Raw genomic sequence first — 20,813 nt, 5'->3', positions numbered from 1 at the left:
TCTTAATGCCGCTCACTATACCATAAAAGTGAAAAAGATGCAAGATTTCCCGCCCCTCTGGTAAAAAATACGCCCGCCCGCAGGAAGCGGACGAGCGTACCGGCGACAGGGAGATGGTGCCGCCACGGGGGGAGGTGAAACCTGAAAAAACGGAAAAGACTTACTTGCTGGTGACTTTGCTGACGATGCCGACTACCACAAGAAGACCGGCCAGAGCGGCCATCACGAAACTCGGACCCATGCTTCAGCGCCTCCTTTCTGCGGTTTTTCTTAACGTGTCTTTAATGTACCACAAGTGCGGGGATTTGTAAAACGCATCATAATCATCAAAACCATGAAAAAAACTTTGCACAGGGCTGACGGATATGCTATACTTGCATCGGGAAAGGAGCGTGCGCCCATGAGCGTTGCGAAATATCAGATATTCCTCAAGACCGTGGAGTGCGGCAGCTTCACTGCCGCGGCGCGGGAGATGAACTTTACCCAGTCCGGCGTCAGCCACGCCATCGGCTCACTGGAGGAGGAGCTGGGTGTGCCCCTGCTGATCCGCAGCCACGGCGGCGTCACCCCCACGGCGGACGGACGGGCGCTGCTGCCCTACTTCGAGAAGATGTGCGCCATGCAGCACCAGCTGGAGCAGCAGGCCGCCGACCTGCGGGGTCTGGAGACAGGTCTTGTCAAGGTGGCTACCTTCACCAGCGTGTCCGAAAAGTGGCTGCCCAACATCCTCAAGACCTTTCAGACCCACTACCCCCATATCGAGTTTGAGCTGCTGCCCTCCAACTTCAACAGCGAGATTGGCAACTGGGTGCTGAACGGACGGGCGGACTGCGGCTTCATCAGCCTCCCCGCCCCTGTTGAAAAGTATCTGGACTGCTGGATTCTCCAGCGGGACCAGTGGAAGGTCATCGTCCCCTGCGACCACCCGCTGGCGGGTGCGAACCCCTTCCCGCCTGCGGCGCTGGAGCAGTATCCCCTGATCCTGCTGGACGAGGGCGACGACTATGAGATCCAGGCGGTGTTCGACACGCTGGGCATCACGCCGAAGATCCAATACACCGTCCAGCAGGATCAGACCATCTTGGCCATGGTGTCCAGCGGGCTGGGCATCAGCATCATGGAGGAACTGATGCTCTACCGCTGTGCCTATCCGCTGGTGTCCTGCTCTCTGCCCCAGCCGTTTTACCGGAACATCGGTATCTGCGTCAAGGACAGGAACGCCCTGTCCAACAGCACCCGGGCCTTCATTGACCACACCCGCCGCTGGGTGCTGGCCAATTTTCCCGACGGCTGGAACGCCCCGCCCCCCACTGTCCGCTGAATGCGGAACGAAACGCCGCCCCGTGCCGTCAGAAATGGCAGAGGCGGTGTTCTGCCGCCCGATGAAAGGAGTGTTTTCGATGAAAAAACTGTGTGTATTCTGCATGGCCCTGCTGATGCTGGCCATGACCGCCTGCGGTAAGGACACGTCCGGCGGCGGTCAGTCCGTGGATCTGCGCGCCGCCTATGAAGCAGCCATCGCCCAGGTCAACGAGGAGCTGGGCGACAACGCCCCCGCCCTGCTGGAGGAAACGGCGGTGGAGATGCTGAACGGCTACTACCCCGGCATCGCGGACATCCAACTGAAGCAGTCGGTGTTCTTCCTCTCCCCCACTGCCACCTCCTGCGAGGTAGCCATGGTGGAGGTGGCTGACAGTGCCGACGCAGCCAAGGTGCGCGACATCTTCCAGGCCCGTGTGGACACCATGGCCAACGATACCATGTATCCGGACGAGGCCGCCATGTGGAAAAACAGCGCCACTGTGTCCGTCAACGGGAGCTACGTGGTGCTGGAGGTGCTGCCGGAGGGCTGCACCGTGCCCGACGCATTTCTGGCCAGATTTTGACGTTACGCTGCATTTTCCCGCCCTATGTGGTATGAAGAAATGTCTGGTCGTCCGCGCCTTCGTCCCTGCATAGGATGATGCAGGCGGAATCCATACAAAAAGAGAGAGGTCCTGCACAGCAGGACCTCTCTCTTTTTGTATATTTCGCGTCTCTTACTCGCGGCGCAGGGCCTCAATGGGGTTGAGCTTGGAGGCCTTCACCGCCGGTACGAAGCCGAACACCACGCCGATGACCATAGAGAAGGCCACGGCGATGATGCAGGCCGGTACGCTGATAGCCACCGGTGTGCCCATGATGTGGGACATCATCTCCGCCAGGCCGATGCCGCAGGCCACGCCCAGGATGCCGCCCATGCTGGTGAGCACGGCGGCCTCCGTCAGGAACTGCCAGCGGATACGGCTCTGCTGCGCGCCGATGGCGATCTTCAGGCCGATCTCGCGGGTACGCTCCGTCACAGACACCAGCATGATGTTCATGACGCCGATGCCGCCCACCACCAGGGAGATGGCGGCGATCCAGATGAGCTGCCGGTTGGAGCTCTCGGACAGGCTCTGCAGCTGGCTGGCCTGCTGCAGCAGGTCCTTGGACTGGTACTTGTAGGTGTCGCCGGAGATAACGTGGCTGTTGAGGTACTCCGCCACATTGTTGCCGGCGGTGGTCATGTCGTTGGTGGACACCGCCCGCACCGCCGCATACTGGGGCTCATCGTAACGATAGACGATGGGCCAGCAGCTGTCGGGGATGAAGATGGTGCCGGAGGTACTGCCGGAGTACATGTAGTAGTCATTGATGTTGTTGATGACCGGCTCCGAGGACACGCGGGAGGACACCACGCCCACCACGGTGAAGGGCTCGCCGCTGATCTCCAGAGTGCCGCCGATGGGATTCTCGCCCTGAAACAGGCTCTGGGCGCTCTTGGTGTCGATGAGCGCCACCTTCCGGCAGCTGGCGAAGTCCGACTCCACAAAGGATCTGCCGTAGTTGACGGCGTAGTCCGCCGCAGACAGGAAGTGGCTGTCGATGCCGTACAGACTGCCGCTGAAGGACGTATCGCCCACGTACACGCCGTCGGGCCACTGCCGCTGGTGGTACAGGGACACATCCGCCACGCTGCCCAGCTGGCTCATCTCGCTGCGCATGTCCTCCGTGATGGTGCTGACGCCCTGGGGAATGTCGGAGTAGTCCAGGCTTATCTCATTGCCGTCCTGGGTCAGCTGCACGCGGACCACGTTGTTGCCGGCGCCGATGAGGTTCTGCTTGATCTGCTCGTTGGTGCCCTGAATGGTGGATACGATGGTGATGATGGCCGCGATACCGATGATGATGCCCAGCATGGTCAGGAACGACCGCATCTTGTGGCTCCACACGCCCTGAAAGGCGAGATTGATATTTTCTAACATCGCTTCGCCCTCCTTACAGTCCGTTGTATAGCTCGTCGGCGTTGGCTTCCACCGTGGCGGCGCCCTCCCGCACGTCCTTCCCGTAGGGGAACGCCACATAGTCCTCCAGCGACAGTCCGCCGCGGATCTGGGTGTAGCTTCCCCACAGGTCGCGTCCCGTCTGGACCCAGCGCTTCTCCAGCCTGCCGTTGTCGCCGCGGGCCATTACGTAGCTCTTGCCGTTCTCCGTGCGGATGAACATGGTCTGGAGATAGATGGTATTGCCGTCGGTGGTGACGGTCTTCTGATAGGACATATCCACATAGTCTCCGGGCTGCAGGTTGGCGTCCTCGGAGACGAATACCTTAAAGGGATAATAGGACACATTGCTGTTGCCGTCGCCCCAGCTGCTGCTGTTGTCCGTGGGGAAGTCGCTGATCTCCACGATCTCACCCTGACAGCTGGCGCCGGTCATCCAGCTGCTGATGTCCACCGTGTCGCCGAGCTTCACCTTACCCAGGTCCAGCTCGCCCAGTGCGCCGGTGATGTAATAGCCGCCGCCGCCGGAGACCTCCACCACAGGCTCGCTGTTGTTATAGGCCTCGTCCGCCGGCCGCACGGCCTTGACCACGCCGTCGATCTCGCTGTATACGGTGCCGTCGCCCAGCTCCTTCTTTTTCTTGTCCAGCCCGATCTGAGCCTGCTTCACGGAGCGCTGGCCGTCGTAGACCTGCTTTTCCGTGGTGGCGATGAGGGACTTCAGCTCTTCCTTGGTCAGGGACTCGTTCAGCAGCTTCTCGATGGTGGCCAGCTGCTCCTCGCGGTCCTTGATCTCCGCGGTGGTGGGGGTCACATAGCCGTCCTGATAGGCGGGCAGGTCGTTCATCACCTTCAGCTTCACCGGCGTCTCCGTGTCCTCGGCCACGATGTACATGCCGTAGCAGGTGATGGCGCCGTTGTTCACGTTGCCGGCTCTGGTCACCAGCACCACGTAGGCGCTGTTCCGGCTCTTGGGCAGGATGTCGTTCCGGATGATTTCGTCCGTCAGGTAGTACTCCTTGGTGCGGGTATCCTCCAGCCACTGGTAGTACAGGGGCTTATCCTTGCTCTGGCCAAGGCTGTCGCCCAGACGGCCCTGCTTCACGGGGGAGCCCCGTCCGGCCAGCTGGTCCTGCTGGGAGCGCAGCTTCTCCAGAATGGCGGCCACGCGGTCATATTCCTTCTGCAGCTCCTCGCGGTTCTCCGCCTTGCGGTACAGGGACAGGTTATTCTTGGCTGTTTCCAGCTCCAGCTGCATGCGCTCCAGCTGGATCTGGGCGCCCTCCACCTCCGCCTGAGACAGCGTGGTGTCGTAGGCCAGCAGCTTGTCGCCCTTCTTTACATTCTGCCCCTCTTTCACGTACACCTGACTCACCGTCTGGCTCTGGGAGAGGTAGATCTTCTGCAATTTATCGGTGCTCACCGTGCCGCTGGTGTTGGCGGTGTCGCCCCAGTAGTCGGTCATGGCGAAGCTGGGCACGTCGAACACCTTCACGTCGCCGCGCTGGGCGTTCCGCGCCAGCGTCAGGCCGCCCCATACGGCGGCGCACACGGCTGCGGCAATGCCCACGATCAGCAGCGTCTTTTTCAGGGATTTACTCATGGAACGCACCTCCTGACAGCACACCGTCGCGAATGTTCATAATGGTGTGGGCATGCTGTGCGATGCCCTGATCGTGGGTGATCATGATGATGGTGGAGCCGCTCTGGTGCAGCTGCTGGAACAGATCCATCACCTGTGCGCCGCTGGCGGAATCCAGCGCGCCGGTGGGCTCGTCAGCCAGCAGCAGCTTGGGCCTTCCCACGATGGCCCGGGCGATGGCCACGCGCTGGCACTGTCCGCCGGACAGCTGATCCGGCCGGTGATCCACGCGGTCGGACAGGCCCACCGTCTCCAGCGCCTGACGGGCACGCTCCAGCCGCTCCGCCTTCTTCACCCCGCCGTACAGCAGGGGCAGCGCCACATTCTCCACCGCTGTCAGCTTGGGCAGCAGGTTGAAGGACTGGAACACGAAGCCCAGCTCCTTGTTCCGCACCTCCGCCAGCTGCTTGGGACTGCACTTGGTGATATCCTGCCCGTTCAGCAGGTAGCTGCCGCTGGTGGGCACGTCCAGGCACCCGATCAGGTTCATCAGCGTGGTCTTACCGCTGCCGGAAGGCCCCATGATGGCAAGATACTCCCCCTCCTCCACCTCAAGGTCGATGTGCTTGAGAATGTGGTTCACGGATTTTCCCATGGGGTAGTCCTTGCAGATGTCGTGCATTTCCAGGATCATACTCAGCCCTCCACCGGTGCGTCCGTGACGGCGCCGTCCGCAGCGGGCGCGGTCACGTCGCCGCCGTTATCCGCGCCGGACATATCCGCCATGCCGCCGTCCGCCATGCCGCCGTCCGCCATGCCGCCGTCCGTCATGCCGCCGTCCGTCATGCCGCCGTCCGTCATGCCGCTGCTGCTATCGGGATCGAAGGTGCTCTCGTCGTAGGGCACGCAGGTCATGCCGGCCTTCAGCGTCTCGTCGGGGAAGGCGATGTAGTCCGACGCCGTCAGCCCGTCGGTGACGACGTAGGTGTCCAGCTCCGCGTCATGCTCCCCCAGCGTCACGCTGCGCTTTTCCAGCTTGCCGCTGCTGCTCTGGGCCCACACCCAGGGGGAGGAGTCCGCGTCGTTGATGAAGTAGGCCGGCAGGTGGATGGTGTTGGCGTCCTGTGCGCCCTGTCCCAGATCCGGCTCGATGTACACGTGCTGGCCCATCAGCAGCCCATCGCTGCTGCTGAGCTCCACATAGAACGGGTATTTGCTGGAGTTACCGGTGTCGCTGCTGCCGCTGTCGTAATAGTTGCTGCCGCTCTGGGCAGGGTTGTTCCAGTCGATGCTGGAGATGGTGCCCTGCCACGTCTGGTCGCTGACACGGGAGCGGATGATGACGCTGATGCCCTCGCTGAGCACCGATGCGTTGTTCTCGTTGACGTAGCCCTTCACGCGGTAGCCGCCGGTCTGCACGATGGAGATCAGGGGCAGAGGATTGTTGTTGCTGTCGGTGCTGCCGTTGGCGTTGACGCTCTTGACCTCGCCGGCCACCTCCGCCTTCACGGAGCTGTTCTGCATGTTCTTCTGCAGCTTCTCGATGTCGCGGTTCTTTTCGGCGATGCTGCGGTTGGTTTTCTGCATCTCGTTGTTATAGCCCCGAATGTCCAGCAGCAGCCGACGGCGCTCGGTGTCATCCGTGGTTTCGTCCAGCGCGTCCTCCGCCTGCTTCTTCTCTTCCTGCTGTGTTTCCAGCTGAGACTTCAACTCCTCCAAAGACAGTTGGGCATCCTCTAAATCGATTTCAAGCTGGCTCATATCATAGGTGAACAGCACGTCGCCCACGTTGACGGCGTCGCCCGCCTTGACCTTGATCTCGCCGATGGTCATGGAGTCGTCCTTTTTGATGTTGGTCTCGCCCAGCGCGCTGACCACGCCGGCAAAACGGTCCGTCATACCGGCGGAGCCCAGCCCGCAGATCATGGAGACGGATTGCACGGATGCTTCGCCGGCGCTCTGACCGCAGCCGGCGGCCACGCCCAGCAGCATGGCCAGCGCCAGAATGAAAGCAGCTTTCTTCATGGTGTTATCTCCTTTGCCTTTCCTCTGCGGTGCGCCGCAGTATTCCACATACATGTATGACGGCGCACCGCGGAAAAATGTTCCGCAGAATTTGTGAAAAAGCGTCGTCAGATGCTTGATTCCATCTTACCATGGCGGCCCTATGCAAATGTGAACGGAATATGAACAGAGCATTAAGGCCCGACTAAGATTGCCGCCGAAAATGTTGACAGCGCGGCGGCCCATGGCATACAATATCACCATTCCCATACGCCGCCTCTGTCTGCGCGGCGTCTGAAAGCGGGAGGGATCTCTATGACGAAAAAACGCATACGTCAGATGAACAGCGCCCTGCGCCGCCGCCTTACCGGCCGCCCTGCGGCGGACTGGCTGCCCCAGGGAGAGTCGTTTGCCCGCCGTCTGGAGACGGAGGGCTATATGCAGCGCTTTGTCCCCCTGTTTCAGGGGCGGCGCCTGCGCTGCGCCGACGTGCTGGCCCTGTGCCGTCCGGAGCTGGACGCTCTCAGCGGCGGAGCTGCGCCGCAGCAGGGCTGGCTGGCCTATACCTACGACTTTGCCCGCCGCCTGCTGTATCCGGAGCGGGACACGCCGGAGCCCTTCGGCCCCGGAGCCGTGTTTTTCCTGTCGGTGCTGCAGGTGCTGTTCGCCGCGGAGAACGAGGTGCTGCCGCCGAACCCCGCCTGGACGTTCCGGCTCCTGACGGAGGCGGAGCTGTCCGGCAGCGCCTGCGCCGTCAGCTACGTCCAGATGCTGCGCTGTTGGAAGCGGGAGTACGTCTATGAGCTGATGCGTCTGGGGCTGGAGGCCACGCCCTACCGCACGCTGGAGCACATCGCCGGCGTCCACCACGTGGCCATGACGGCGGGCCGCGCCCTGCACCGCGCCGGTATCCCCGTGGATCTGGCGCTGGTGTCCGGCAGCGCCGCCGGACACGATATCGGCAAATTCGGCTGCCGTCCCGGGGAGCGGGTGCCCTACCTGCACTATTACTATACGGACCTATGGTTCCGCCGCCGCCGTCTCACCGACATTGGCCACGTGGCCGCCAACCACTCCGTCTGGGATCTGGAGCCGGACTACCTGTCTGTGGAGTCGCTGCTGCTGATCTACGCGGACTTCCGCGTCAAGCAGAGCGTAGGCCCCGATGGGCGGGAGATCACCCGCATCTCCTCCCTGTCGGAGGCTTTCGACGTGATCCTATCGAAACTGGACGCCGTAGACGATGCCAAGCGGCAGCGCTACATGCGGGTCTACGCCCGCCTGCGGGATTTCGAGCAGTTCATGGCCGACAAGGGCGTGGACGTGACGCTGCAGGGCCATGACACGCCGCCCCACCCGCAGAAGCAGACGGCCCTCATGACCGACGAGGAGGCTCTCCACGCCCTGACCATGCAGTGCGTGGGCCACAACATGGAACTGATGAGCCGTCTCACCGGCCAGCGCAGCTTCGCCCAACTGCTGGAGCTGGCCCGGGGCGAGACCAACTGGCGCCGCCTCCGCGCCTATCTGGGCGTGTTCGAGTCCTACTCCCTGTATCTCCATATTCCCCAGAAGGTCCAGACGCTGGCCTTCCTCTACGAGCTGCTGATGCACCGCGAGGGCGACATCCGCCGTCAGGCGGCGGCGCTGCTGGGCGAGATCATCGGCGGCTTCCACGCGGGCTACGCCAAGGAGCGCCCTGCGGGCCGCCGCCCCGACCCCCGCGCCATCACCGATCTGGACCAGTGGAAGCTGTATCTGGAGAAGATCATCTACCCCGACCACAAGCTGATGCCCCAGCACCGCCGCTGGATCGGCTATACCCTGAAATTCGCCGTTAACTCCCTTCTGCAGCACAGCGCGGGACGGGAGGAGCGGTTCCTCTCTCCCCTCTTTGCCTACTATCGCCACCCCGAACAGGTGGCGGACACCGTGGCCTTCCAGCTGCTGGACACGGCGGCGGCTCTGCCTGCGGCAGCCTATTCCCGCCGCCACACGGCCCTGCTGCTGCACTTCGCTCAGGAGCTGTCCACCCACGACTCAGTGGAGGTACGCACCGCCGCCGTGCTGCTGCTGGACCGGCTGCACCGGCTGTCGCCCCGCTCCGCCGCGCCCCTGCGGGCGCTGGAGCACATCTCCTGCAACGGCAGCAGCACCCTGCGCCTGCTGCGGGAGGACGTGCTGTCCGGCGGCGCCCCCGTCATCCTGGCGGATGACGCCGTGTCCGAGATCTTTCTGGACAACCTCAAGACCGCCACGCCGTGGCTCACCAAGCAGGCCAATATCCGCCTGCTGACGGATTTTGCCCGCAGCGGCGCCAGCCCTGTCCTCCACATCGCCACCCACCTCTCCAACCTCATCAAGGTCAGCGACCGCGTCACCGTGCGCCATAGTGCCGGTAATGCCCTGCTGGAGCTGGCGCCCCGCCTGACGGCGGACCAGCGCAACGAGGTGGCGGTGGAGCTGTGCCGCGGCCTGGAGCTGGGGCAGCAGGAGTTCACCAAGTATATCCCTGACTATCTGGGCCGCTTTATGCTGTGGCTCCCCCCTGCCGAGCTGGATGAGCTGCTGGACGACCTCTGGGTGAACCTCAGCGCCGCCGACAGCCGCGTGGCCGCCTCGGTGCTGGATACCGTGGGCGTGGTCTACGAGGCCTACGACACCTATCGTACCCGCTTTCCCGAGGCGGACGAAGCCTATCGCCGCCGCCGTCAGCGGCTGCTGGGCATGCTGATGCGGGGTCTGTACGGCATCGACGACGCCGTGCGGCAGGAGGCGCTGTACGTCCTGGGCCGCAGGGTGTTCGGCTCCGCGGAGCTGGGCGACCACGAGAAATGCCGCGCCTTCGTGCTGACGGAGCGGAAGCTGCTGGCCGCCTACGACGAGGAGCCGGATCACGGCCTCACATTCTACTACCGCGCCGCCATGCTGGGGCGGCTCTACCGCTTCATGACGGAGGAGCAGCTGTTTCGCGAGGGCTTCGATTTCGGCTCGTCCCGTCCCATCGCCTTCTTCCCCGGCACCTTTGACCCCTTCACCCTGTCTCATAAGGGCATCGTCCGCGCCATCCGCGACGCGGGGTTTGAGGTGCTGCTGGCCATCGATGAATTCTCGTGGTCCAAGCGGACCCAGCCCACCCGTATCCGCCGCCGCATCGCGGCCATGTCCGTGGCCAACGAGTTCCACGTCCACATCTTCCCCGAGGATTTTCCGGTGAACATCGCCAACCCCGCCAACCTGCGGCAGCTGCGTCAGGCGTTTCCGGACCGCGGCGTCTCCATCGTGGTGGGCAGCGACGTGGTGGCCAACGCCTCCTCCTACCGCAAGCCGCCGCAGCCGGACTCCATCCACACCTTCGACCACGTGATCTTCCGCCGCACCGAGCCGGACGCCGCACCGGCGGATTACACCTGCATCACCGGCCATGTGCTGGAGCTGACGCTGCCGCCCCAGCTGGAGGAGATCAGCTCCACCCGCATCCGCGAGGCGGTGGACGCCAACCGCGACGTGTCCAACCTTATCGACCCCATGGCTCAGGAGTTCATCTACCGCAGGGGCCTGTACCTGCGGGAGCCCCAGGATAAGCCGGTGCTGCGGACAGAGGATCTGGCCTTCCTGCCCTGCCCCGCGCCGGAGAGCCGGACGGAGCAGCTGCTGCGCCAGATCTTCCCCGATGACGGCGGCCCCATGCTGGAGCGTCTCCGCGCCAGCGGCGACGAGCTGCTGCTGCTGACCGACGGCGTCAGCGGCCATGTGCTGGGCGCGGCGTCCTACCGCTGCCTGGACTCCCAGCACCTGTTTGCCCGCCTGAACGATGCCGCCCTCAGCGCCGTGGTCCGGCAGAATGCCGGCGGCCGCACCCTGCTGGTCAGCGGCCTGTTCGTCCCCCGGGGCGACCGGCAGCTGGACTTCGGCCAGCTGCTGCTGACAGAGGTGCTGACCACCGCTCTCAGCCGCGAATATACCTACGCACTGTACTGCCCGCTGGAGGGCGCCGTTTCCGGCTATGGCCGTCAGCTGGCGCAGCTCCAGGGCTTCGTGCCTGTCCAGCATCGGGAGGGCTGCGACGTCCTGGGCGTGGACATGCGCTGCCCCATCGTCCTGAGCCGCAACGTGGAGACGGCCATCAAAGCCCCCCTCAGCACGTCACCGCGGGTGCAGGCCGCCATCGCCGAGGCCCACCGCCGCCTGCAGAGCATGCTGACGCGGCTCCAGCCCGGCTCTCTGGTGCTGAGCCTGTCTGCCGGCGTCATCTACCACCGCCTGCTCCAGCGCATCACCCAGTGCAACAGCGTGCCGGCAGAGCCCACGACGCCCCGGGTGCTGGGCCCCGACATCTGCGTGCCCTACGGCAAGCTGCTGCGCGGCGTGGCGGTGCCCAACACCGTCACCAAGACCCTGCGCACCGACAAGGTCTACGAGGCGGACCTCAGTACCTATTCCATCGAAGCCTATCCCGATTACTCGCCGCTGCCGGATCAGGTCCGCACCATCCGCGCCTTTGACCGCCCCGTCATTCTGGTGGACGACATGCTCCACGACGGCAAGCGCATCCGCCGCCTGGCTCCCCTGCTGGAGGAGACCCACACACCGGTACACCAGGTGCTGGTGGGCTACCTCACCGGCATGGGCCGCGACCTCATGGAGCAGTTGGGTTATCCGGTGGACGGCATCTACTACCTGCCCAACCTGCGGATGCGGTTTGTGGAATCCACGCTGTATCCCTTCATCGGCGGCGACACCGTCCGCCGCGCCGAGCCGCTGTCCGGCGGACTGCAACCCTCGGTGAACCGCATCCTGCCCTACGCCTCGCCGGAATTCGGCCCCATGGACGGCCGTACCGCGTGGGAACTGAGCCTTTGCTGCCTGGAAAACGCGCGGGACATCCTGCTGGCGCTGGAAACGGAGTTCCGCAGCCTGTACGCCCGCACCCTGACGCTGAACCGTCTGGGCGAGGCGGTGATCCTGCCCCTGTGCCCTGATAAGGGCGGCTGCATCGCCTACGATGCCAGCCGTGCCGCCTCCGCCTGTCTGGAGGGGGACATCGAGGTGCTGAAGCGGATGCGCCCCGGCGACTGATACGAATGGATACGAGAGGAGAACGACCATGGAGCTTTTCAACAAGGTTACGGCAGGGCGTCTGGCCCTGCCGGAAAAAGTGCGCGTGAACCTGCTGGCCCTGGGCGATGTGGGCAGCACCCTGCTGCTGGGCCTGCGGCTCATGGGCGGGGATGTCATCTCGTCCATGGGCATCTGCGATGTGCGGGAGAATGCGGCCCTGCGCTGGGAGTTCGAGCTGAACCAGATCCAGCCGCCCTCCGGCGCGGCCCTGCCGCCGGTGGAGATCATCTCGCCGGAGCAGCTGTTTGACGGGGACGTGTTCCTGTTCTGCGCCTCCCGCATGGTGCCGGACACCTCCGTCACCGGCGGCGACGTGCGCATGGCCCAGTACGGACTGAACCGTGAGCTGGCGGCATCCTACGCCCGCATGGCGCGGGACAGGGGGTATCAGGGCCTGTTCTGCGTGGTCAGCGATCCGGTGGACCCTCTGTGCCGCGCGGTGCTGCGGGCGGGCGGCGGGCCGGACGGTACGGGCCTGCGGCCCTGTCAGGTGCGGGGCTTCGGCTTGGGCGTCATGCACGCAAGAGCGCTGTACTTCGCCCGCAAGGACCCCCGCTTTGCCGCCTACCTCACGGAGGGCCGCGCCTTCGGACCCCACGGGGAGGATCTGGTGCTGGCCAATTCCATCGGCCGCTATGACGACGCCCTCTCCCGTGAACTGACGGAGCGGGTGGCCCACGCCAATCTGGAGATGCGGAAGCTGGGCTTCAAGCCCTACGTGGCCCCGGCCCTCAGCTCCGGTGCGCTGAGCCTGCTGGCCCTGCTGCGGCGGGAGTGGCACTACTCCTCCGTGTATATGGACGATATTTTCATGGGCTGCCGCAACCGGCTGACACCGGACGGCACCATCGAGACGGAGCATCTGACCCTGCCGCCGGCACTGGAAGCGCGGCTGGCGGAGACGGCGGCGCGGCTGCGCGCCATCGACTGAGGAGGTGCGGGCCATGCTGACGGTGTTATTGCCGGAGAACCGGTACAGCCCGCCCCTGCGGGAGCTGCTGGAGCCCCTGCTGCCAGAGGGCAGCGTGTTCCGCGACCCCGATGCGGGGCTGGAGGGCCTGACGGGGCAGCGGCTGCTGTTTGCCGTGGCGCTGGATGAGGGCGGCTGCAGCGAAGCGTATTACCGGATGCTCTCCCGCCTGCGCCGCAGCACCACGCTGCTGCGTGGCTGCGTGGCGGGTCTGGTGGTCACCGGCGTGGGGGAGTTTTACACAAAGGACGTGGCGCGGGACATGGTGTTCGCCGCCAACCAGTCCGGCTGCGCCTTTCTGGGGCGGCCGCTGGTGGAGGCCACCGGCTCCCTGCGGAACTTCCGCACCCAGGCCCAGATCGGCGGCACCGATGAGGTCACAGCCTTTCACGCCGCCGTGGCCGAGCTCATCGGGCGTCTGGCGGACTGGGAAAAGCCCGCCCCCATCCGGCACATCCTGGCGCTCCACGCCTCCCAGCGCAGCACCTCCAACACGCTGGCGCTGTGGGAGCTGGTGAAAAGCGCCCTGCCGGACACGGTGACGGTGGAGGAGATCTGCCTGCGCAACGGCACCATGGCGGATTGCAACGGATGCAGCTACACCGCCTGTCTCCACTTCGGCGAGCAGGGCGGCTGCTTCTACGGCGGGCCCATGGTGGAGGAGGTGTATCCCGCCATCCGGCGGTGCGACGCACTGGTGATGCTGTGCGCCAATTATAACGATGCGCTGGCCGCCAATCTCACGGCCTGCGTCAACCGGATGACGGCGCTGTTCCGCCAGAATCGCTTTTACGACAAGCGTTTGTTCGGGCTGGTGGTGTCCGGCTATTCCGGCGGCGACCTGCTGGCACGGCAGCTGATCTCGGCACTGAATATGAACAAATCCTTCTTCCTGCCGCCCCACTTCTGTCTGCTGGAGACGGCCAACGAGAGGGGGAGCCTTGTGAAGCTGCCCCACATCGCCGACGAGGCGGCGCAGTTTGCGCAGCGCATGATGAAGAATTAAAAAAATCCTCCCGATTTGTCAGGAAAAATCGGGAGAACGGGGAAAAGCAGAACAGGACAAGGGGCGGATATGCGAAAAACGCATATCCGCCCCTTGTCCTGTTGGGGAGAAACGATCACGTCAGGAATTTGGCTTGTCATGTTTGCTGCGGAGGGCCTCGTTCAGCGTCCGCCAGCCCAGCATGGCGCACTTTACCCGCGCCGGCATGTGGGCCACGTCACGCAGAGCGCCGGCCTCCTCCAGATGGTCGATCTCATCCTCCGAGGCCTCGCCGCGGATCATCTTCTGGAACAGCTCACAGAGGCGGAGCGCCTCATCCTGCGGGCGTCCGATGACCATGCCCAGCATGATGTCCGCCGACGCCTGGGATACGGCGCAGCCGCTGCCCACGAAGGCCCCATCGGTGATGGTCTGGCCGTCGGTCTTGAGCTTCAGGCGGATCTCATCGCCGCAGCTGGGGTTGACGCCGGCCAGCTCGATGTCCGCATCCGGCAGGTCGTGCTTGAACTCCGGATGGAGGTTGTGCTCCGTCAGGATCTCGTTATAAAAGCGGTTAGTTTCCATAGCCCATACGCTCCCTGATGGTGGACAGGCTCTGCAGCAGGCGATCCACCTCGTTTTCCGTGTTGTAGAAGGCGAAGCTGGCCCGCACCGTGGCGCTGTATCCCAGATGCTGCAGCAGCGGCTGGGCGCAGTGGTGTCCGGCGCGGACATCCACACCGTCGCAGGCCAGAATTTCGCTGACATCGTGGGGGTGGACGCCCTCCACGGTGAAGGTGACGATGCCGTTATGCTCCTCGGCTCTGTCGGAGCCGACGACGTGGATATGGGGCATATCGGCCATGCCGGTCAGCGTCCGCTGCGTCAGGGCCAGCTCCTGCCGGTGCATGGCGTCGAAGCCCACGGACTCCACATACTCAATGGCGGCGCGGAGCCCCGCCGCGCCGGCGGCGTTGACGGTGCCGGCCTCGAATTTATGGGGCAGCTCGGCAAACACCGCGCCCTCACGGGTAACGGACTCGATCATCTCGCCGCCGGTGAGGAAGGGGGGCATCTCCTCCAGCAGGGCACGCTTGCCGTACAGCACGCCGATGCCCATGGGGCCGTAGACCTTATGGCCGGAGAAGGCCAGGAAATCCGCGTCCAGCGCCTGCACGTCCACAGGGATGTGGGGCGTGCTCTGGGCGCCGTCCACCACGATGACCGCGCCGTGCCGGTGAGCTATGTCGGCCAGCTGTCGGATGGGGTTGACGCGGCCGATGACATTGGAGACGTGGGTCACGGCCACCAGCTTCGTCTTGTCGGTAATGACGGCCTCGGCCCTGTTCAGGTCCAGACTGCCGTCAGGCTCACACTCCAGAAACTTCAATGCCGCGCCGGTCTGGCGGCACACCATCTGCCAGGGCAGCAGGTCGCTGTGATGCTCCAGAATGGAGACCACCACCTCGTCACCGGCCCTGATATGGCTGAGACCGTAGCTGTATGCCGCCAGATTCAGACCCTCGGTGGTGTTGCGGGTGAACACGATCTCCGACGTGCTTCCGGCATTGAGGAAGCGGCGCACAGCGGCCCGGGCGTTCTCATAGGCATCGGTGGCCGCCACGCTCAGGGGGTACAGGCCCCGCAGGGGGTTGGCGTTCTGCTCGCAGTAAAAGCGGTTCACCGCGTCCAGCACGCACTGGGGCCGCTGGGCCGTGGCCGCGTTGTCCAGATAGGCGATGTCCTGCGCCATCAGCAGGGGGAAATCCTTTCGATAGGCGTTGGTCATGTCACATACCTCCGTTCAATTCATGCTGCACCGCCTCGGCGGTGGCATCGTCGCCCAGATCATGGGCCAGACGCTCCACGGCGGCACGGGCCATCAGGCGTTCCGCCGCATCGCGGTCGAAGCCGCGGCTCTCAAAGTAAAACAGGGTGTCGTCATCCAGCGCGCCGATGGTGGCGCCGTGGGTGCCCTCCACGTTTTCCTCGGCGCAGAGGATCAGGGGCACGGTCCTGTTCACCACATCATCGCCCAGCAGCAGCACCGTCTCCTGCTCGCTGCCGGTGGAGCCGGCGGAGCCGTTCTTGAAGTCGATGGTGCCGCGGAACACCTTTTTGGCGCTGTCGGACAGAGCGCCGGACACGTCGATGTCGCTGCGGGTGTTCCGGCCCACATGGTCCACGGCCAGATTCAGGTCGATGACCTGCTGCTTCCGGCCCAGATAGCCCATGGCGGCCTTCAGGGACGCACCGTCGGCCAGCGTCAGCCGGTCGTCGGCGTAGGTGTCGCCCCGGCCGGGAAGCAGACGGTACAGCTCCACGGAGCTGCCCTCCGGACAGTGGGCCGAGACCTCGCTGCGCAGGACGGCGTGCTCATCCATGACCTGCACCTGCACCAGACGGATGACCGCGCCCCTTTCGGGCCGCAGCACCGTCCGGACATGGAGGTGATCGCCGCCGCGGAACATCTCGTACACGGTGACGCGCTGGCCCCGGGCGGCGGTGATCTCCACCGTTCTGCGGGCGTAGGGGGCATCGGCGGACAGCTCCAGCCGTCCGTCGGCGGACAGCACCTCCGTGCCGCCGTCCACGGCGCCCGCTTCGTCCCAGAGGAGGGCCGTTTCGTTGACGCCCAGCCGGTTCCAGGTGCGGGTGGGCAGTTTATTTACCAGAATCGTTTCCATTTACAGACTCCTTTCCCGCTTAGCCGATGCTGCCCTTCATCTCAAGGCGGATGAGGTTGTTCATCTCCACGGCGTATTCCACCGGCAGCTCCTTGGAGACGTTGTCGGCAAAGCCGCTGACGATCAGGGCCCGGGCGTCCTCCTCCGTCAGGCCGCGGCTCATGAGATAGAACACGGCGTCGCCGCTGATGCTGCCGATGCGGGCCTCGTGGCCGATGGCGGCGTCACGGGTGCGGACATCCATGGCGGGGATGGTGTCGGAGCGGGACTCCGAATCCAGCATCAGGGACTGACAGGATACCGAGGACTTGGCGCCCCTGGCGGTTTTTTCCACCACCACGCTGCTGCGGAAGGTGCTGACGCCGCCGCTCTTGCTGATGGAGCGGGTGTTCATATACGAACTGGTATTTTTGCCGATGTGGACCACCTTGGCGCCGGTGTCCAGATCCTGCCCCGCGCCGGCGAAGGTGACGCCGGTGAACGTCATGCGGGAGCCGTCGCCCTTCAGGACGCTCATGGGGTAGAGACAGCCGGTGTGGGAGCCGAAGGAGCCGGACACCCACTCGATGACGCCGCCTTTCTCTACCAGCGCCCGCTTGGTGTTGAGGTTATACATGTTCTTGGACCAGTTTTCGATGGTGGAATAGCGCAGCTTGGCGTTCTTCCTGACGTACAGCTCCACGCAGCCGGCGTGGAGGTTGGCCACGTTGTACTTGGGGGCGGAGCAGCCCTCGATGAAGTGGAGGCTGGCCCCCTCGTCCACGATGATGAGGGTGTGCTCGAACTGGCCGGCGCCCTTGGCGTTCAGCCGGAAGTAGGACTGGAGAGGGATGGACACCTGCACGCCCCTGGGGACGTACACGAAGGAGCCGCCGGACCACACCGCGCCGTGGAGCGCGGCGAACTTGTGGTCGGTGGGGGGCACCAGCTTCATAAAGTACTTGCGCACCATGTCGGCGTACTCGCCGTGGAGCGCGCTCTCCATGTCGGTATAGACCACGCCCTGAGCTGCCACCTCGGCGCGGACATTGTGGTACACCAGCTCGGAATCGTACTGGGCGCCCACGCCGGCCAGAGACTTGCGCTCCGCCTCGGGAATGCCCAGACGCTCAAAGGTATCCTTGATGTCCTGAGGCACGTTTTTCCAGTCGTTCTGCATTTTTGTGTTGGGCCGGACGTAGGTGGCGATATGGTCCATGTCCAGACCCTCCAGCGACGGGCCCCAGTCCGGCAGCGGCGTCTCGTTGTAAATTTGCAGGGAGTGGAGACGGAACTGCTGCATCCAGACGGGGTCGTTCTTCTCCCGAGACAGCTTTTCCACGATGGCGGGGGTCAGGCCCGCCTCCATGCGGTAGGCATCGTGCTCCGCGTCCCGGATGTCGTATACGCTGCGGTCGATGTCGTCTACATAGGTCTTTTCGCGCATGACGGCACCTCCGTTCACTGCTGCTGAAGGCCGGTGAAGCCCTTTTCGTTGATGGTGTCCACCAGCTCCGGCCCGCCGTTCTTTACGATGACGCCGCTTTCCATGACGTGGGCGGCGTCCACCGGCAGGGATTCCAGAATGCGGGTGCTGTGGGTGATGATGAGCAGCGCGCCATGCTGCTGCTCGCGGTAGAGGCGGACGCCGTGGGACACGGTGCGTACCGCGTCCACATCCAGGCCGGAGTCCGTCTCGTCCAGAATGGCCAGGCGAGGCTCCAGCATCAGCATCTGCAATATCTCGGCCTTCTTCTTCTCACCACCGGAGAAGCCCACGTTCAGGTCGCGGTCGGCGTAGCTCTCGTCCATATCCAGCAGGGCCATGGCGTCCTTCAGCTTTTTCTTGAAGTCCCACAGGCGCAGGCGGCTGCCGGTCTTTTGCTCCAGCGCCGTGCGGATGAAGGCGCTGAGGGTGACGCCGGGGACCTCCAGCGGGTTCTGGAAGGACAGAAAAATGCCGCGTCTGGCACGCTCGTTGACGGGAAGCTGGGTGATGTCCTCGCCGTCGAACAGGATGCGGCCGACGGTGACGGTATAGGCGGGGCTGCCGGTGATGGCGCAGCCAAGGGTGGACTTGCCGGTGCCGTTGGGGCCCATCAGGACGTGGGTCTCCCCTGCGCCGATGGTGAGGTCCACGCCGCGGAGGATCTCCTTGCCCTCGACGCCGGCGTGCAGGTTTTCTATGGTAAGAAGCGGTTTTTGCATGTTCGTTGCCTCCTGTGTACAATTTACCTACTAATCTACTGGGGATTATAGGACGAATAGCCTATCTTGTCAATAGGGAAATGGAAAAAGAAAAGCGGAGCGGCAAAAGCCGCTCCGCAGGGAGGTACGCAGGGGGTCAGGGCAGGTAGGTCAGCTGCACGGGGATGTGCTGCTCGGCGGTGAAGTCGAACCAGCGGCCGTCGAGGGACACGGAGGTAACGGTCTCCACGTCCACCATACGGTTGAAGATGTATACCGCGTGGGCGAAGGGGGCGGCGTCACTGTCGCCGTAGATGTAGCCCAGCACCCAGTTCATCAGGTTCTGGCTGTCGCTGCTCACCACATAGGAGGAGCCGTCGGCATAGTGCAGGGTCAGCTCCTGAACGGTCAGCTCCTGCGCGGGGGAGGCATTGTCCATGGTGATGCCCACGGCGGAGATGCGGGCCGTTTCGCCGTTGGCGGCGGTGAAGGTCCGGACGGGGGCGTAGGCGCGGGGCTGGATGGCCACGGCGTAGGGCTCCTTGCCCTCCGCGCCGCCGTCGTAAACGGTGAAGTAGAGGTTGTCGCCCTTCTGATACGTCTCGCCGGCGGCAAAGTAGGCCACCACGTCCAGATGGGTGGCGGTGCTGGTGGTCTTGTCCACGTGGAGCTTGACATTGACGCTGCCGCCCTGCTGGTAGTCGGGGGAGCGCAGGTACATGCGGGGCTCCAGCGGCAGGCCGTAGACCTCGCCGTAGCCGGCCTCCTCATAGGACACGCCCTCGGGATCGTCCACGGCGTAGGTCAGGATGCCGCAGCCGCTCTCGTCGATGAGGAATGTCCCCAGTGTGATGGTGGTGCTGCCAACGGTGAGGCCGGCGTCCAGCTTGGACAGGTAGTCGCCCACCAGGCGCTGCACCGTCTCCACATCGCCGGGGATACGCTCCATGTCCGGTACGGTGATGAGCTCACCGGAGTTGCCCTCCACCGTGGGGGTGGAGGCGTCCATATCGTCGGTGAAGGCGTGGAGCGTGGTGTCGCTGACGCCGTCGGCGGGAGTCACGTCCGCCTTGATGAGATGCACTACGCCGGCTGCTGCGGCCACCGTCAGCATCAGGGCGGCGGCGATGGCGATGACCACACCCTTGCGCAGGGTGCGGTGGGTCTTTTTGCTGTTCTCCATGGTTTTCTGAACCTCCATCAGTGTGTCGGGGGAGGCGTGCAGTGTGGAGAAGGTCTTTTGGAAAAGTTCATGCTCTGTCATGTCTGCGGCACCTCCGATAAAATGTACTTCAGCTTCTCTCTGGCGCGGGCCAGCCGTGTGCGCACCGTTTCCTCCGGTATGTCCATGAGGCCGGCGATCTCCTTCTGGCGGTAGCCCTCGTAATAGTACAGCAGCACCGGCACGCGGTAGCGCCGGTCCAGAGCCATCACCGCCTCAAACAGCTCCTGACACTGAGGCTCCTCAAAGGTCAGGCTGTTTTCATAGTCGGCGATGTCCTCCGTCCTGTGCCACGGGGCGCGGAGTATATTTTTGCACCGATTGACCGTAACGCGGATCAGCCAGTTCTTCACATGGGCGTCGTCATCGAACGCCTTGTCCGTTTTGTACAGCTGCAGCAGCACGTCCTGGGTCACATCGTCGGCGTCGGCGGGGGAGCGCAGATAGCTGTACGCCACCCGGAACACCGTATCCATATATCGCTCTGCCAGAGGGGAAAACTGTTGCTCTGTCATAGATCGATCTCCTTGCTGTCTGAAAGGCCCTTCATACTACATACACGCGGGGGCGGCGAAATGTTTCATCGACAAAAAATTTTTTATTCCCGGGAATGAGGATATCATGTGGAAAACGAAAAGCACGGCATGGCGCGGGGCATTCGCGTCATGCCGTGCTTTTTACGCTTCCGATGGCGGCTCCGTCTCAGGGAGTCTGCGCGTGGGGGACGGATGCTTTCTTCTTACGGACACGGGGGGGGGGACAAATTTTCGT

General features: G+C 64.0%; 16 protein-coding genes. 5 read left to right on the top strand and 11 right to left on the bottom strand.

Annotation, left to right across the window (positions count from 1 at the left end):
- Positions 1–400: 400 nt before the first annotated feature.
- Together ACZM22_RS00080 and ACZM22_RS00075 are read left to right on the top strand one after the other, a co-directional pair.
- Positions 401–1,321 carry a LysR family transcriptional regulator gene (locus ACZM22_RS00080; protein WP_489542693.1) on the top strand — a complete coding sequence of 307 codons (921 nt, stop codon included), beginning with the start codon at positions 401–403 and terminating at the stop codon, positions 1,319–1,321.
- A 79-nt stretch (positions 1,322–1,400) separates the two neighbouring features.
- Positions 1,401–1,886: a DUF4358 domain-containing protein gene (locus tag ACZM22_RS00075; RefSeq protein WP_489542692.1), complete on the top strand. Its 486-nt coding sequence runs from the start codon at positions 1,401–1,403 to the stop codon at positions 1,884–1,886.
- A 153-nt stretch (positions 1,887–2,039) separates the two neighbouring features.
- On the opposite strand, the gene ACZM22_RS00070 is transcribed toward ACZM22_RS00075, so the two are convergent.
- Genes ACZM22_RS00070 through ACZM22_RS00055 form a run of 4 tightly spaced genes read right to left on the bottom strand, consistent with a single transcriptional unit; the run spans position 2,040 to position 6,912 of the window.
- Positions 2,040–3,287 (bottom strand): ABC transporter permease, encoded by a 1,248-nt coding sequence (locus ACZM22_RS00070; protein ID WP_489542691.1) that lies wholly within the window; start codon positions 3,285–3,287, stop codon positions 2,040–2,042.
- Positions 3,288–3,300: 13 nt separating this feature from the next.
- A complete protein-coding gene (locus ACZM22_RS00065) occupies positions 3,301–4,908 on the bottom strand; it encodes a hypothetical protein (RefSeq protein WP_484438659.1) in 1,608 nt (535 codons plus the stop codon).
- Positions 4,901–5,587 carry an ABC transporter ATP-binding protein gene (locus ACZM22_RS00060; RefSeq protein WP_483267634.1) on the bottom strand — a complete coding sequence of 229 codons (687 nt, stop codon included), beginning with the start codon at positions 5,585–5,587 and terminating at the stop codon, positions 4,901–4,903. The genes ACZM22_RS00065 and ACZM22_RS00060 overlap by 8 nt, the downstream gene beginning before the upstream one ends.
- Positions 5,584–6,912 (bottom strand): efflux RND transporter periplasmic adaptor subunit, encoded by a 1,329-nt coding sequence (locus ACZM22_RS00055; RefSeq protein ID WP_489542690.1) that lies wholly within the window; start codon positions 6,910–6,912, stop codon positions 5,584–5,586. Before ACZM22_RS00055 ends, ACZM22_RS00060 begins: the two co-directional genes overlap by 4 nt.
- A gap of 294 nt (positions 6,913–7,206) precedes the next feature.
- Here ACZM22_RS00055 and ACZM22_RS00050 point away from each other — a divergent pair, with 294 nt between their 5' ends.
- Genes ACZM22_RS00050 through ACZM22_RS00040 form a run of 3 tightly spaced genes read left to right on the top strand, consistent with a single transcriptional unit; the run spans position 7,207 to position 13,988 of the window.
- Positions 7,207–11,970 carry a nucleotidyl transferase family protein gene (locus tag ACZM22_RS00050; RefSeq protein ID WP_489542689.1) on the top strand — a complete coding sequence of 1,588 codons (4,764 nt, stop codon included), beginning with the start codon at positions 7,207–7,209 and terminating at the stop codon, positions 11,968–11,970.
- Between the two features lie 28 nt (positions 11,971–11,998).
- Entirely contained in the window at positions 11,999–12,943 is a 945-nt protein-coding gene (locus ACZM22_RS00045) for a lactate dehydrogenase (protein WP_489542688.1), read from the top strand.
- A gap of 13 nt (positions 12,944–12,956) precedes the next feature.
- Entirely contained in the window at positions 12,957–13,988 is a 1,032-nt protein-coding gene (locus ACZM22_RS00040) for a flavodoxin family protein (protein ID WP_489542687.1), read from the top strand.
- A gap of 120 nt (positions 13,989–14,108) precedes the next feature.
- Here ACZM22_RS00040 and sufU read toward each other — a convergent pair whose 3' ends face one another.
- The 7 genes from sufU to ACZM22_RS00005 form a co-directional block, all read right to left on the bottom strand.
- Positions 14,109–14,552 carry a Fe-S cluster assembly sulfur transfer protein SufU gene (gene sufU, locus ACZM22_RS00035; protein ID WP_489542686.1) on the bottom strand — a complete coding sequence of 148 codons (444 nt, stop codon included), beginning with the start codon at positions 14,550–14,552 and terminating at the stop codon, positions 14,109–14,111.
- On the bottom strand, positions 14,542–15,756 hold the full coding sequence (locus ACZM22_RS00030) for an aminotransferase class V-fold PLP-dependent enzyme (protein WP_489542685.1): 1,215 nt from the start codon (positions 15,754–15,756) through the stop codon (positions 14,542–14,544). Before ACZM22_RS00030 ends, sufU begins: the two co-directional genes overlap by 11 nt.
- A 1-nt stretch (position 15,757) precedes the next feature.
- A complete protein-coding gene (locus ACZM22_RS00025; RefSeq protein ID WP_489542684.1) occupies positions 15,758–16,654 on the bottom strand; it encodes a SufB/SufD family protein in 897 nt (298 codons plus the stop codon).
- Between the two features lie 19 nt (positions 16,655–16,673).
- On the bottom strand, positions 16,674–18,080 hold the full coding sequence (sufB, locus tag ACZM22_RS00020; RefSeq protein ID WP_489542683.1) for a Fe-S cluster assembly protein SufB: 1,407 nt from the start codon (positions 18,078–18,080) through the stop codon (positions 16,674–16,676).
- 14 nt (positions 18,081–18,094) lie between these two features.
- Positions 18,095–18,841: a Fe-S cluster assembly ATPase SufC gene (gene sufC, locus ACZM22_RS00015; RefSeq protein ID WP_489542682.1), complete on the bottom strand. Its 747-nt coding sequence runs from the start codon at positions 18,839–18,841 to the stop codon at positions 18,095–18,097.
- 136 nt (positions 18,842–18,977) lie between these two features.
- Positions 18,978–20,084, bottom strand: a complete 1,107-nt coding sequence (locus ACZM22_RS00010) for a hypothetical protein (protein WP_489542681.1) — start codon at positions 20,082–20,084, stop codon at positions 18,978–18,980.
- The gene (locus ACZM22_RS00005) at positions 20,081–20,557 is read right to left on the bottom strand and encodes an RNA polymerase sigma factor (RefSeq protein ID WP_484424731.1); all 477 of its coding nucleotides are present in this window, start codon (positions 20,555–20,557) and stop codon (positions 20,081–20,083) included. The genes ACZM22_RS00010 and ACZM22_RS00005 overlap by 4 nt, the downstream gene beginning before the upstream one ends.
- Between the last annotated feature and the right edge of the window lie 256 nt (positions 20,558–20,813).

The sequence above is a fragment of the Vescimonas sp. genome (genome assembly GCF_057856985.1).
The sequence above is the reverse complement of the archived record's forward strand: the minus strand, read 5'-3'. Positions and strand labels throughout refer to the sequence as shown.

Coding starts and splice junctions, on each gene's coding strand:
- ACZM22_RS00055 (WP_489542690.1), bottom strand. CDS start 6,912: ATGAAGAAAGCTGCTTTCATTCTGGCGCTGGCCATGCTGCTGGGCGTG.
- ACZM22_RS00025 (WP_489542684.1), bottom strand. CDS start 16,654: ATGGAAACGATTCTGGTAAATAAACTGCCCACCCGCACCTGGAACCGG.
- sufB (WP_489542683.1), bottom strand. CDS start 18,080: ATGCGCGAAAAGACCTATGTAGACGACATCGACCGCAGCGTATACGAC.
- ACZM22_RS00010 (WP_489542681.1), bottom strand. CDS start 20,084: ATGACAGAGCATGAACTTTTCCAAAAGACCTTCTCCACACTGCACGCC.
- ACZM22_RS00045 (WP_489542688.1), top strand. CDS start 11,999: ATGGAGCTTTTCAACAAGGTTACGGCAGGGCGTCTGGCCCTGCCGGAA.
- sufU (WP_489542686.1), bottom strand. CDS start 14,552: ATGGAAACTAACCGCTTTTATAACGAGATCCTGACGGAGCACAACCTC.
- sufC (WP_489542682.1), bottom strand. CDS start 18,841: ATGCAAAAACCGCTTCTTACCATAGAAAACCTGCACGCCGGCGTCGAG.
- ACZM22_RS00065 (WP_484438659.1), bottom strand. CDS start 4,908: ATGAGTAAATCCCTGAAAAAGACGCTGCTGATCGTGGGCATTGCCGCA.
- ACZM22_RS00050 (WP_489542689.1), top strand. CDS start 7,207: ATGACGAAAAAACGCATACGTCAGATGAACAGCGCCCTGCGCCGCCGC.
- ACZM22_RS00040 (WP_489542687.1), top strand. CDS start 12,957: ATGCTGACGGTGTTATTGCCGGAGAACCGGTACAGCCCGCCCCTGCGG.
- ACZM22_RS00030 (WP_489542685.1), bottom strand. CDS start 15,756: ATGACCAACGCCTATCGAAAGGATTTCCCCCTGCTGATGGCGCAGGAC.
- ACZM22_RS00005 (WP_484424731.1), bottom strand. CDS start 20,557: ATGACAGAGCAACAGTTTTCCCCTCTGGCAGAGCGATATATGGATACG.
- ACZM22_RS00070 (WP_489542691.1), bottom strand. CDS start 3,287: ATGTTAGAAAATATCAATCTCGCCTTTCAGGGCGTGTGGAGCCACAAG.
- ACZM22_RS00080 (WP_489542693.1), top strand. CDS start 401: ATGAGCGTTGCGAAATATCAGATATTCCTCAAGACCGTGGAGTGCGGC.
- ACZM22_RS00075 (WP_489542692.1), top strand. CDS start 1,401: ATGAAAAAACTGTGTGTATTCTGCATGGCCCTGCTGATGCTGGCCATG.